Source organism: Streptomyces formicae (assembly GCF_002556545.1).
Classification (GTDB): Bacteria; Actinomycetota; Actinomycetes; order Streptomycetales; family Streptomycetaceae; genus Streptomyces; species Streptomyces formicae_A.
Genome location: NZ_CP022685.1, coordinates 4,907,194 through 4,919,697 on the forward strand (window position 1 = coordinate 4,907,194; position 12,504 = coordinate 4,919,697).

Annotated in this window: 12 protein-coding genes; 5 read left to right on the forward strand and 7 right to left on the reverse strand. The window is 70.8% G+C overall.

Annotated elements, in window-relative coordinates; translation table 11 throughout:
- Nucleotides 1–163: 163 nt before the first annotated feature.
- Nucleotides 164–343: a hypothetical protein gene (locus KY5_RS21085; protein WP_098243717.1), complete on the reverse strand. Its 180-nt coding sequence runs from the start codon at nt 341–343 to the stop codon at nt 164–166.
- A gap of 91 nt (nt 344–434) precedes the next feature.
- Nucleotides 435–1,145 (reverse strand): TetR/AcrR family transcriptional regulator, encoded by a 711-nt coding sequence (locus KY5_RS21090; protein ID WP_098243718.1) that lies wholly within the window; start codon nt 1,143–1,145, stop codon nt 435–437.
- 91 nt (nt 1,146–1,236) lie between these two features.
- Here KY5_RS21090 and KY5_RS21095 point away from each other — a divergent pair, with 91 nt between their 5' ends.
- Nucleotides 1,237–2,679 (forward strand): serine hydrolase domain-containing protein, encoded by a 1,443-nt coding sequence (locus tag KY5_RS21095; RefSeq protein ID WP_234362796.1) that lies wholly within the window; start codon nt 1,237–1,239, stop codon nt 2,677–2,679.
- Here KY5_RS21095 and KY5_RS21100 read toward each other — a convergent pair.
- Nucleotides 2,666–3,541, reverse strand: a complete 876-nt coding sequence (locus KY5_RS21100; protein ID WP_098243719.1) for an NAD(P)-dependent oxidoreductase — start codon at nt 3,539–3,541, stop codon at nt 2,666–2,668. The two genes, KY5_RS21095 and KY5_RS21100, sit on opposite strands and share 14 nt — an antisense overlap.
- Nucleotides 3,542–3,648: 107 nt before the next feature.
- Between KY5_RS21100 and KY5_RS21105 the strand changes: the two genes are divergently transcribed.
- Nucleotides 3,649–4,233, forward strand: a complete 585-nt coding sequence (locus tag KY5_RS21105; RefSeq protein WP_098243720.1) for a TetR/AcrR family transcriptional regulator — start codon at nt 3,649–3,651, stop codon at nt 4,231–4,233.
- A 55-nt stretch (nt 4,234–4,288) separates the two neighbouring features.
- Here the strand turns inward: KY5_RS21105 and KY5_RS21110 are convergent, their stop codons facing one another.
- From KY5_RS21110 to KY5_RS21125, 4 genes are all read right to left on the reverse strand, one after another.
- Nucleotides 4,289–8,089, reverse strand: coding sequence for a hypothetical protein (locus KY5_RS21110; protein WP_098243721.1), 3,801 nt, complete (start codon nt 8,087–8,089; stop codon nt 4,289–4,291).
- 75 nt (nt 8,090–8,164) lie between these two features.
- Nucleotides 8,165–8,632, reverse strand: a complete 468-nt coding sequence (locus tag KY5_RS21115) for an ester cyclase (protein ID WP_098243722.1) — start codon at nt 8,630–8,632, stop codon at nt 8,165–8,167.
- Nucleotides 8,633–8,864: 232 nt separating this feature from the next.
- Complete coding sequence (locus KY5_RS21120) at nt 8,865–9,053, reverse strand: DUF397 domain-containing protein (RefSeq protein ID WP_098243723.1); 189 nt, start codon at nt 9,051–9,053, stop codon at nt 8,865–8,867.
- A gap of 9 nt (nt 9,054–9,062) precedes the next feature.
- Complete coding sequence (locus tag KY5_RS21125; protein ID WP_098243724.1) at nt 9,063–9,914, reverse strand: helix-turn-helix domain-containing protein; 852 nt, start codon at nt 9,912–9,914, stop codon at nt 9,063–9,065.
- Between the two features lie 245 nt (nt 9,915–10,159).
- Here KY5_RS21125 and KY5_RS21130 point away from each other — a divergent pair, with 245 nt between their 5' ends.
- From KY5_RS21130 to KY5_RS21140, 3 genes are all read left to right on the forward strand, one after another.
- On the forward strand, nt 10,160–10,564 hold the full coding sequence (locus KY5_RS21130) for an ATP-binding protein (protein WP_098243725.1): 405 nt from the start codon (nt 10,160–10,162) through the stop codon (nt 10,562–10,564).
- A 184-nt stretch (nt 10,565–10,748) separates the two neighbouring features.
- On the forward strand, nt 10,749–11,486 hold the full coding sequence (locus KY5_RS21135; protein WP_098243726.1) for a hypothetical protein: 738 nt from the start codon (nt 10,749–10,751) through the stop codon (nt 11,484–11,486).
- Nucleotides 11,487–11,840: 354 nt separating this feature from the next.
- Nucleotides 11,841–12,434, forward strand: a complete 594-nt coding sequence (locus tag KY5_RS21140; protein WP_234362797.1) for a Uma2 family endonuclease — start codon at nt 11,841–11,843, stop codon at nt 12,432–12,434.
- Nucleotides 12,435–12,504: the final 70 nt, after the last annotated feature.

The following is a 12,504-nucleotide window of genomic DNA, read 5'->3' on the forward strand; positions in this document are numbered from 1 at the left end:
GGGTGAGGCCCCCCGGAACTTGGTGTTCCGGGGGGCCTCTTGCTGTCCGGGTTCCTTTTTGGCTGCGGGTGCGTGGGGGCTGGGCGCGCAGTTCCCCGCGCCCCTTGCGGAGTTCCCCGCGCCCCCTGCGCAGTTCCCCGCGCCCCTTATAGGGTCGTGCTGCTCAAGCTGCGTGTGTCGAGGAGGACTTGGCCTCTGCCTCGGCCCATTCCGTGACCAGGCGTTCGTACACCAGGCGTTCGTCGGGGCGGAGGCGGCCGCCGGCGCCCAGCCAGAGCGCACGGATCTCCTCGTTGACCTCGTCGGCGGTGCGCCGCCGGTCGGGAGAGGGAGTCGTGGCCATGTGGTGAAGCTTACGTAGGAGAGTGTGAAGGCGCCGTCAATTTGCGCTGCCTCTCCGCATGACTTAGCTCACCGTGATCCATTTTCGGGTTTCAACTGGCTGAAAGCCGTACGGTCAGACCGTCGAGGACCCGCTGAAGGCCGTAGTCGAAGGTCTCGTCCCGGGTCTTCTCGGGATCCCGCGCCCGCCGGTCCGCCTCGCCCTCGCCCGCACCCGCGCCCCGCAGGCTCTCCGCGAACTCCCGCTCGGTCTTGCCGCTGCGCGCGATCAGCGACAGGTACGCGGCCTCGCTGGTGGCCATCCCGATGATGTACGAGATGACGGTGCTCATGGCCTGCTCGGTCTCGTCGGCGGGGAAGCCCGCCGTCGCGTACACGGCGGTCATCCGCTCGGACATCCTCGTCACGTTCGGGCCGAGGTGGATCAGGCCGACCTGGCCGAGCACCGAGGCGACCCACGGGTGCCGCAGGATCATCGCGCGCAGGCTGTACGCGCTGTGGACGGAGGCCGCGCGCCAGCCCGTGGCGTCGTCGGCCGAGGGCACGTCGAGCTCGCCGTAGACCTCGTCGACGACCAGCTCGATGAGCTCGTCCTTGTTGGCGACGTGCCGGTAGAGGGAGGTGGCGCCCGCGTCGAGGCGGGTGCCGAGCTTGCGCATGCTCAGCGCCTCCAGGCCGTCCGCGTCGAGCAGTTGGACGGCCTCGGCGACGATCTGCTCGCGGCTCAACTGCTCGCGCTGGCGGCGCGGGCGGGTCCAGACCGAGGCGATCTCGGGGGCATCGGGCTTCTGACCGGCGGGCATGGCGGACCTCCTGGTGATGGGCGACTGTCCCCCGCCCCACGGTAGCGCACACCGTTCGCATCTTGCGCACGGCGATCCCCATGCGTACAGTGTGCGCAAGAAGAGCACGACGTACGCACCGCTGATCGTGGAGGATCCCATGCCGGAGAAGAAGTTCGACCTCGCGCACTGGCAGGCCCGTTTCGACGCGCTGCGTGCCCGTCACCACGTCCCGGGCGCCGCGCTCGCGGTCCTGGTCGACGGGGAGATCCACGAGCTGGCGAGCGGCGTGCTGCATGCCGGGACGGGTGTGGAGGTGACCACGGACTCGGTGTTCCAGTCCGGTTCGATCGCCAAGATCTACACGGCGACGCTGATCATGCGCCTCGCCGACGAGGGCCAACTGGACCTGGACGCACCGGTGAAGGAGCTGCTCCCCGAGTTCGAGACGGCCGACGCGGAGGCCACGCGGACCATCACCACCCGGCAACTCCTCTCCCACACCAGCGGGTTGACCTGCGACTTCACCTATGACGCCGGGCGCGGTGACGACTGTCTGGCGCGGTACGTCGAGGCGGCGGAGGGCGTGGCCATGGACTGCGCGCCCGGCACCGCGATCTCCTACAGCAGCCTCGGCTACAACGTCCTCGGCCGGATCGTCGAGGTGCTGACGGGCACGACGTGGGACCGGGCACTCAAGGACCGCCTCTTCGAGCCGCTCGGCCTGGAGCGCTCCATGACGCTCCCCGAGGAAGCCCTCTCGTACCGCGTCGCGATGAGCCACCTCGGCGAGCCCGGCCAGTACCCCGAACCGGCCCCCGCCTGGGACTTGATGCCGCGATCCGCCGGTCCGTACGGCCGGGTCATCGTCTCCGCGGGTGACGTGGCGCGCCTTGCCCAGATGCACCTCGACGGCGGCACGGCGGCCGACGGCACCCGGATCCTGTCCACGGGTGCCGTCGAGGAGATGCGCCGCCGCGTGGTCGACGTGCCCGACAAGTGGACGGTCAGCTCGGACGGTTGGGGCCTCGGCTGGACCCTCTACGACTGGGACGGCGTCACGGGCTACGGCCACGACGGCGCGGCGATCGGTCAGTACGGCTATCTGCGCGTGGTCCCCCACGCGGGCGTGGCCGTCGTCCTGCTCACCAACGGCGGCGGGGCGCGCGAGCTGTACGGGGCGCTCTTCCGCGAGCTGCTCGCCGCGCTCGCCGACGTGCGGATGCCGGACGCCTTCGAGCCGCCCGCGCGGCCGCCCGTCGTGGACTTCTCGCGCCACGTGGGGCGTTACGAGCGCGCGGGCGTCGTCATCACGGTCTCCGAGCGGGACGGGTCGCCCCACCTCGTCTACGAGTTCGTGGACGGCATGAAGGACTTCTCGCCCGCGCTCGAAGTGGACCTCCACCCCGTGACCCAGTCCGTGTACGCGGGCACCGGCGCGGGCCCCTCCTTCAGCGAGGGCTACATGCCGGTGGTCTTCGCGACCCTGTCCGACGGCACGGAGTGCTGCTACGTCGGGATGCGGGTGGCGCCGAAGGTGATCACCGCTTCTTGAGGAGTTCCACCGCCCAGGAGAAGCTGTCCGCGCCGTGCCCCGCCTCGACCACGCGGCGGAAGACGTCGTGGACGGCAGCGGGGAAGGCCGTGTCCACGCCCGCGTCCGACGCCGTGTGGACGACGTGCTCCATGCTGGCCAGGCCCATCGAGGCGCGGTCGACGTCGCCCGCGTGGTTGCCCGCGTCGACGCGGGACGCGTAGAAGTCGATGAAGTGGCCCATGCCCGCGAAGTTCTCGGTAACGTACGGGGCGATCTCCCGGGCCTGGATGCCGTGCGCGCCCGCCACGGCGACGGCCTGCCAGTAGGCGACCATCGCGGGCCAGAAGATGAACATGTTGAGCTGGTACATCAGCGCCGCGAGCCCCTGGTCGTCGCCCCGGTAGTCGCTCTTGCCGGTGATGACCTCAAGGGTGGCCCGGTGCGCGTCGTACGCCTCGCGCGGTCCGCTGTAGAAGGTCGACGTGTCCGGGGTGCCGATCAGCGGCGGCGGGCACAGGACGCCACCGGTGAGGTGGGTGCCGCCGAGTTCGGCCACCCACCGCGCGCCCGCCCGCGCCTTCTCCGGGGTGTCCGAGCTGAGGTTCACCAGGGTGCGGCCCGCGACGGCGTCCTTGGCGGGTTCGAGGATCGCGTACATCGCGTCGAAGTCGGTGAGGCTGAGAATCACCAACTCAGCGGCGGACAGGGCCTGTTCGGCGGTGGGGGCGAGGGTGGCGCCGCGTGCCACGAGGGCGTCGGCGCGGGAGGGGGTGCGGTTCCAGAGAGTGACGTCGTAGCCCCGGTCGAGGTAGGCGGCGGCCATGGCCTGGCCCATGGGGCCCAGGCCGATGATGGTGACGGACTGTGATGCGTGCGGCATGTGTGACTCCGTATGGCTACTAAAACGATCGCTCTATCTAGTGCGTGGAGAGAACGTAGCACGCTTCTAGAACGAACGCTCTAACTAATTCCGGGTAGGCTGGCCCCATGGCCGACAAGAGCGCTCCCAGCACCCGCGACCGGATCGTCGCCGTCTCCGCACGCCTCATCCAGCGGCAGGGGTACGTGGGCACCGGCATCAAGCAGATCGCCAAGGAGGCGGAGGCCACGCTCGGCTCCGTCTACCACTTCTTCCCCGGCGGGAAGGAGTCCGTCGCGGTCGCCGCGATCGCGTACAGCGCGGAGGAGTTCGCGGTGATGCTGCGGGAGGGGCTCGCGGGTGACGGGGACCCCGGCGCCGCCATCGAGCGCTGTGCCGGTGAACTCGCCGTGGCGCTGCGGGAGTCGGGGTGGACCGACGGGTGCCCGGTGACCGCCGCCGCGCTGGAGACGCTGGGGACGGATTCGGAGATCCAGCGGGTCTGCGCGGAGGCGTTGCGGGGGTGGGAGCGGATCGTGGAGGAGCGGCTCATCGGTTCCGGCTTCGGGGCCGGGGACGCGCGGGAGGTGGCGACGACGGTCATCAGCGCGCTGGAGGGCGCGGAGGTGACGGCTCAGGTGGCGCGGAGCGAGGAGCCCTTGCGGGCGGCCGGGCGGCAGATGGCGCGGCTCGTGCGGTCGTACGAGGGGTGAGCCGGGGCTGTCCCGTCCCTCCGTACGGAGGGGTGAGCCGGGGCCGCCCCGTTCCTCAGTAGGACGTCAGGCGGGGCCAGAGGTCCGGGGCGGTGAGGATGTCGAGGGCGGTGGGGTCGGCGTGGAGGAGGGCGGGGAGGGCCTTGATCCAGTCGCCGTGGTGGACGGCCAGGGCGGCGGGCTTGGTGGCGCGGTCCCGGGGGAGCGCCAGGGCGAGCGCCGCGCACGCGGTCGCGGTGGTGAGGGAGGACGAGGGCGCGGACCGGGCCAGGGCCTCCGCGCGGCTGACGTCGCCCGATTCGGCCAGGGCCTCGACCAGACCGGAGAGCGAGCTTCCGCCGTCGTCGAGTGGACCCGTACGACCGCGTACGAAGGTCTCGGCGCGGTCGGTGTGCCCGGTGGCGACGAGGGCGCGGGTGAAGCGAGCCGATTTCCGCGCGTCGTAGTCGAGTTGGCCGCTCCGCTCGGCACGGTCGAACATGGCGGTCACGGTCTCGTGGTCGCCGAGGGCGTACGCGGCACGGGCGATCGCCGTGAACGTGTCGCAGCTCGGCGAGGGGGTGGGGGCCGGTGTCGCCAGGAGTTCGCGGTAGAGCTCCTCGGCCTGCTCCCGCCGGCCGTCCCGCACGAGCCCTTCGACGATCTCGGCCAGCATCTCCAGACCGAGGTCCGTGGTGGTGGAGGAGGCCCGTGCCAAGGAGAGCGCGAGCTCGAACTCCCCTCGTGCGACATGGAGTTTGGCGAGATCGCTGCGGCTCCGGTCGCGGTTCTGCTCCTTGGCGAGACCGGGGAGCAGCGCCCGGGCGAGGCGGGGCTGTCCCGTGTCCGCCAGCTCCCGGATGACGTTCACCAGCCAGACGTCCGCACTGGCCTCCGACGCGACCGTCGCCATCGCGAGGACGCGCTCGAACTGTCCGGCAGCCGTGAGCGCCCGGGCCACGGCGTCATGCTGCACGGTGATCCGGGGACTCCGGAGCGGGCCGGGGAACAGGGGCAGTCGCTGCTCGATGCCGTCGAGGAGCGTGAGTGCCCGGTCGTCGTGGCCCGCCCCGGCGAGGGCGGTGGCCACGGCAGCCCGGGCGCGGAGCTCGGAGAGCAGGGGGGCGGCGTCGCGGTAGCCCGACTCGGCCTGGGCGAGCACGGCTTCCGCCTCGTCGGCGCGGCCGCCCGCCGCGAGGTCCCGCGCGACCGCGGCCAGACCCACCGCACGCCAGGTCCAGTCCCGGATGGTGGCCGCCAGCGTCTTCGCGGGGCCCGGCTGCCCCACGGCCAGCAGGACCCTGCACTTCCAGGCCAGGTCCACCGGCTCGGGAGCGGCTCCGTGCGCGGGCTCGGCCAGGTCGAGCGCCTGGGCGTGCTGACCGGCGGCGGCCAGTGCCAGGGAGACGGGACCGAGGACCTCGCGCCGGACGGTGAGGTGCCGGGCCGCCCGCGCGGCGTCCTCGTAACGCCCCTGCTTTATCAGGGTCCTGCAGAAGGCCCGGGTCACGGCGTGGCTGCCCGCGTGGCCGGTGTCGATGCCCTCGGCGATCCGCAGCGCGCGGTCGCTCTCCCCGGCCCGTGCGAAGGCCAGGGCGAGCGGTGCGCGGTCGGAGCCGTGGGGGAAGGCGTGGGCCATGGCCTCGGCCTCGGCGTGGCGACCGGTGGCGATCAGGACCCGGCACGTGTCGTACTGCATCCGGATGTCGTCCGTGACGGCCGCGCGATCCATGGCGACGGCGAGTGCGTGCGTGGTGACCGATGGGGTGGACCGGGTGCCGGACGCTCTGGCGATCCCCGTGCGCAGCTCCGGCAGGACCAGCGGCAGAGCGCGCTCGGCGTCCCCGCGACCGGCGAGGACCAGGGCGATCTCCGTGTGCGCGGCGTGCGTGATGCGCCGGCCGGCGGCCGACGGGGAGTCCGCCGTGCCCATGCCCGCGAGCCCCTCGGCGAACGCGACGCCGCGCTCGTGGGCGCCCAGCTCCGCGTAGGCCCCGGCGATCCGCCGCAGCAGGCCGACGGAGCGGTAGGGCGCGCGCTGGCTCACGGCCTCCTCCGCCTTGCGGAAGAACGCGTCGGCCCGCTGCTGCTCGCCGCCCTTCGCCGTGGCGGCGGCCGCCGTGAGCAGCCCCAACACGCGTACATAGAGGTTCTCGGTCCCTTCGGCGAACGCCTCGGCCCGGTCGTACCACCCGTGCTCCGCGAGTGCGGTCGTGACGAGCGGGACGACGCTCTCCAGCACGGCGGGTGAGCTGATGGCGGCCGCGAGAGCCGTCGCCCGCTCCAGTTCGCCCCAGGCGAGCCACGTCGTCACCAGCGTCTTGAGGTGCCAGGGTTCGTCGAGCGAGTGGTCCTTGGGGCGGACCGCGGCCTCCGCGTTCCGCAGCACCGCGACGGCACGCTCGCCGTCCCCACGCCGACGCAGTGCCTCGCCGACCCCGACGAGGGCGCGGACCCGTTGCCCCAGGCCCGGGATGCTGAGCGCCAGGGCCTCCGCGCGGTCCGCGTATCCCAAGGTCGCCCAGGCCACCGGCAGTTCGCGCGGCACGGCGTCGTTGCGCAGCCGCAACACGTGCCGCTGCACAGCGAGCCGCAGCAGATCCGGCAGCGGATGCCCGCCCGCCTCCACGATCGCCTCCTCGCCCGCGCGGATCTCCGCGAGCGTGGCGACGTCGCCGCCCGTGTCGCCGTACAACCGCTCGTGCCGGGACGGGTCCGTGGCGAGGGCGACGACGCGGGGGATGTCGGCGTGCTCGCGCAGCATCGCGAAGTAGCCGTGCAGGAGATACGGCGGGGTCCGCGCGGGCCAGCCGCGCTCCTGGTACTCGGCGGCCCACGCGTGCAGCCGCTCCCGGTACTCGGCGAGTACCGCCTCGCCGATCAACCTCCGTGCCTGGAGGTGCAGTTCCTGGTGGGCGAGGAGGTAGGCGCCCTCGCGGATCTCGAAGGTGCGGCCGGACGCGGTGCGCAGGACGTCCTGGAGCCGGTAGGGCGCGGCCCTGGTCAGGTGCGCGAGGTCGTCGAGGCTCAGACCGCCGCCCGCCGCGGTGAGCAGGCCGAGCGCGTCGAGGTGGTCGCCGCCCGCGTGGAAGAGCCGCCGCAGCTCCCGCTCGGCCGCGTAGCGCACGGTCCCGGCCCAGGAGGAAGGCGCCAACTCCCTTACGGTGCACGCCCTGTTCAGCGGATGGCTCTCCGGTACGTCCCCGGGGAGGGGCGGATGCGGCCGCCCCGCGACGACGACCCGCAGTGCGTCGTGGTCGTGCGGGACCTGGGCCACGAGGCCCGCGACGCTGTGGGCGTCGGGTCCGTCCGTGGCGCCGCGGTCCTCGTCGAGCCCGTCCACGAGCAGGACGAGCCGCTCGCCGCGCTCCCCGCACTCCTGGGCGGCCCGTCCGAAGAGCCGCAGCAGGTGCGCCTCCCGGGTGGCCTCCGTGAGCTGCGGGGGCACGGGTTCACCGATGAGCTCGGAGAGCTGTTCGAGTACGACGTGCACGAAGGCGCTTCGGTCGTTCTGGGCGGCCAGGCGGGCGGTGATGAAGAAGGGGACGACGCGGACGCCCTCGGGCGGGTGCAGCGCGAACCAGGCGAGCAGGGCGCTCTTTCCGGCCCAGGGGCCCGCACGCCACCAGGTGAAGGCGTGGTCGCCCGCGCCCCGGCAGAAATCGGCGAGCTCCGCCAACTCATCGTCTCTGTCACGGAGTTGATCGGGCGCGATGTTCCGTACGTGCTCCCAGTACGCGGAGCGCGCGGGCTGCGGCCGCCCGGCGGAGGCGCCGCCGTAGATGGTGACCGGGCCGTGGAAGTCCCGCCCCTGTACGACGATGCCCTGCTGCCCGCCGGAGACCGAGTTCTCCACGTCCCCCGTGCCGCCGCTCACATGCCCTCCCACCCCGAACAGGACGTTCGTGGGGACCAGGGTAGGGGGCGTGGTCGACGGGGGTGGCGGTGAGGATCACTCCTGGTGGTCCGGCGCGTGGGCGAAGAGGCCGTCGGCGGCGCCGAGCTGGCGTAGCTGGGTGAGGACGTCGACGACGCCGCTGACCTCGGCGACCCGGCCTTCGTCGGTGAAGCGGAGGATGAACATCTCGTTGTACGTGACGGTCCGGCCGGTGGGTTGAAGTCCCTGGTACTCGCCCAGGTGGGTCCCGGTGACCGTGTTCCTGGCGACGACCTTGTCCCCCTCCGCGACCGTCTCCTCGACGGTGACGTGAATGTCGGGATAGGCACGCAGGAGCGTCCGCCACACCTGCTTCATGGCCTCGGGTCCGGTGAGCCCGTTCGGCACCGGTGCGTGGAAGAGCAGGTCCGGTGCGAAGAACTCGTCGATGGCCTGCGAGATGGCGCCCAGGTCACGGCTGTTCACGGCGGCGTGGAAACGGTGGAGCAGCGCGGTGTTGCGCGGTGCGTTTGCGGCCGACATGGGGTTTCTCCTCTGCGACTGCGCCGGGTGGCGTTGTAGCCGTACGACGGCGCGGGGGCGGGAGATGTGACATGTCCGTGGGGCGGGTGCTTCCGGTTCTGGCCCCAGGTATGGATCCGTTGTCCAGGTGCGGGGAGGCGCCTGTCACGAACTCCTGGCCGGGGTCGGCATCGAGCCGTTCGACGTGTACGTCGCCAAGTTCGCTTTGCGCTGACGATCCGTCGGAGAGGGCCTAGTGCGGGCGCGCTTTGAGGGTGCGGAGGAGGTGGGCCAGGGTGGTGGGGGTGGTGTGCAGTTCCTCTGCGGGGGTGTCGCTTTCGCGGAGGTGGATGTGGGTTCCGGTGCTGGCCAGTTCCACGCAGTCGTTGCCGACACCACCGCCGGAGAAAGATGACTTCTGCCAGTTGACGGGGGTGGTCATGACGTCACCTCATAGTTCCTTGGACATCCGGTGAATGAAGTCACGCGACTCCGTTGGATCGAGTGACACTGCCTCCACCTTACGGAAGAGCGTTCGAAAGTGGTCCAGTTGGGCTGGGGCATCGATGAAGGCGTTTCCGTGCGGGGCGTCACGTACGACAGTGTCCAGACGCGCTACCGGCCCGCCGACGTACACCATCGTGCTGCCAGCACCTGCGAAGCTGTTCAAGCTGAACGGGATGACCCGTACGGTCACGTGTTCTGCCTCGGACAGTGCGAGTACGCGGGCGAGTTGCTTCACCGACGCGGTTCGGTCGCCCACCTTGATGCGTAGCGCTGCCTCATGGATGACGGCCTCGTACGCGATGGGGTTCGGCCTCTCGATGACTACCCGGCGCCTCATGCGGTGGTTCACCATCAGCTGGAGTTCCGTTTCCGGGAGCTCCGGTGCCATGTACGAGAACAGTTCGCGGGCGTAGGGCTCGGTCTGAAGGAGCCCCGGAATGTGGATGACCGCCACGTCGCGTCGGAACGTCGCGTGGTGATCCAGTTCGGATAGGTCCAGGAATGGCGAAGGCAATACGCCTCGGTACTCCTCCCACCACCCGCGTGTGCGATCGGTGGCGATCGTCGCCAACGCGTTGATCAGCCCATCGTCCCCACAGGCGCAATGCGCCGCCAGCCGGCGAAGCCGGTCCTCACTGATGCCGGAGCTGCCTGACTCGATTTGGCTCATGTGGGCCGAACTGGAACCGATCAGCCCCGCGACTTCCTTGGCCGACATGCCTGCGGCTTCGCGTAGTCGGCGCAGCTCCGTGCCCAGGCGAACCTGGCGGGCGGTGGGCTCGTTCCGCATCGTCATCCGGCCTGATCTCCTCAACGACCTTGGTGCCAGGTGTGGTTGAGCCACCCCTTCGGGTGTCAGATTACGCGACCACCTTGCAGGGGTAGTAATTTCTACCCTACCGTCAGTGACGCGTCGCACACGCTGCGAGACCCGGGACCCCGGAAGCGCACCACCCCGTCATGCCATGACGAGGGTGCCACTGCCACCGCCCAAACCCCGCCGCGTCCGGTAACTCCCCACCTGTCAACAGGAGTTCTCGCATGCCTGGAAGCGAAAGCGAACCCTGGGAGTACACCCTGTACATCCCCCACGACCTCCGCGCCGTCACGATCTGCCGCCGGTCCCTCCGCCTCATGCTCACCCTCCACTGCCTGCCCCAACTCACCGACCTCGCCGAGCTGTTGGCGACAGAGCTGGTGTCCAACGCCGTACGCCACACCAAGGGCCCCGCCGCCCTCCGCGTCCGCTACGCCGACGGAGTCCTCCGCATCGGGGCGTGGGACGCCGACCCGACGCCACCGGCCCCGCCCCCGCGCCTCGCCGCCGTGGGGGCCGAGCAGGGCCGGGGCCTCGACCTCGTACGGGCCTGTGCGGACGGCTGGGGCTGGGAGCCCGTGGCCACGGACTCCGGGAAGTACGTCTGGTGCGAACTGGGCGTCGCCTAGCTCGTTGATCACGCCGGTCTCAGGTCAATGGCATGCGCCGCTCCCAGTCCGAGCGCTAGTGTCCACACGTGCGTTGATCTTCCGGGTGGCGGTGACCGAGTGCCGCCGCAGACGGTGCGGGCGCCTCGCGCGAGCTGGGGCGTCCGCCTGGCATACCCGTCGCCGAATCACCGGAGATCACGCAATGACCGCTCAGGAACACCTCGCCTACGACGCGTTCGTCGAACTCGCCGCGGCCGATCCGGCTGTCGTCGGCCTTGTCCTCAAAGGCTCCCAGGCCCACGAAGGCATGACCACGGAGCATTCCGACCACGACCTGTACGTCGTGCTCGCTGACGGGGCGACGACGGAACTCACCCGGTTCACGGGGCACCGCACCCCGGAACTCGACCTCGTCGTCCTCTCCCTCGACGCGTTCCGCGCCGCCGGGATGCCCGGCTTCGAGCGGTACGCCCTTGCCAGGGCTCGGGTCGTCCTCGACCGGCTCGACGGAGTCATCGCCCAGATCGTGGCCGACAAGGCATGGCTTGCCGCCGACGAAGCCTTCGACGAGGCAGGCGCGTGGCTCGATGCCTACGCCAACTCCCTCTACCGCTCGCTGAAGAACGACCGCGACGGTCATGCCCTCGCGGCCCGACTCGACGCCGCCGACAGCGTCAGGTTCTTGCTGGAGTCGCTCTTCGCTCTGCACCGGCGTCCCCGCCCGTACAACAAGTACCTGGAGTGGGAACTCGCGCGGTTCCCGCTCCCCGGTTGGGACACCGAGCTGCTCCTCGACGCCTTGAACCACATCTCGGCAACGGGCGACGTGCCCGTACAACGTCGCCTCTTCGCCCAGGTCGAAGCAGCGGCCCGGCGGGCCGGACACGACGCGGTGCTGGACGCGTGGGGCGAGGACCTCCACCTGATGCGACCTCAGTAGAGACACCTCGGGAGCCATCGGGAACAACCGGCCCGCAGGTGCGGTCGCCGGGAACCTCCGCCCAGGTACCGGCCCGGTCGGCGGTCAACCGGGCCTGCCCGTACGAGGCTGTCGTCGGTGTACAGCCTGGCCGCTGCGGTGCTGTCCAAGCTCGGCGAGTATGTGTCGCGGCACGCCGACCATGTCCGCAGCACGGTGTACCAGCGCCAGATCGACGATCCTGCTGCGCCGTTCCAGTCGCGAAGTAGACACCCTTCTGGCCACCGCTGTCCGAGCGTCGCGGGAGGCCCCTTGAACTGGGCACGACGGACAGCGAGACGGCTGCCGCCTCCACGCTCGGATCTCGTAGTGTGGATGGCGTACCTGAGTCAGGCGGAGGCCGACGTGATGAAGAAGAACCAGATCATCGAGATGTGGCACGAGCTTGAGGTGCCTGATGGTCTGCACGTCGAGCTGCTCGACGGTGAGCTCGTCATGCAGGCCAACCCCGGACACCTGCACGACCTGCCCGGACGGAGCCTCGTGCGGCACACCCCCGACCCCTTCGAGGCCTGGTCGGAGCGAGGGCTGCTGGTGGCCGACGACTACCGGCCGCGTGCGGATGCCGTGATCATCCGCAGCGAGGACCGGCCGGGCGATGACGCGGAGTCCGACTGGCCCGCGCAGATCCTGCTCGCCGTGGTCGAGACCGTCTCCACGACGCGTACGGCGATCAAGCGGGACTGGGACGACAAACGGGAGCGGTATGCGGGCGTCGGCATTCCGGTGTACCTGATCGTCGATCCGAACGATGCCACGTGGCACCTGCTGGAGCTCGACGGCAGGCATTACGTCGAGACGGGCAAGGGGATCTTCGGCCAGCCCATCACCCTGCCGGACCCGATGGGGTTCACGGTGCAGACGACCGGCTGGCATCCGTACGGGCAAGGGGATGCCGCTTCGGTGTGACGGCGGGGCGTACGCCCGAGGGGCCGAGAACCTGTGTGGTTCCCGGCCCCTCGGGCGTACGTGCGTGTCA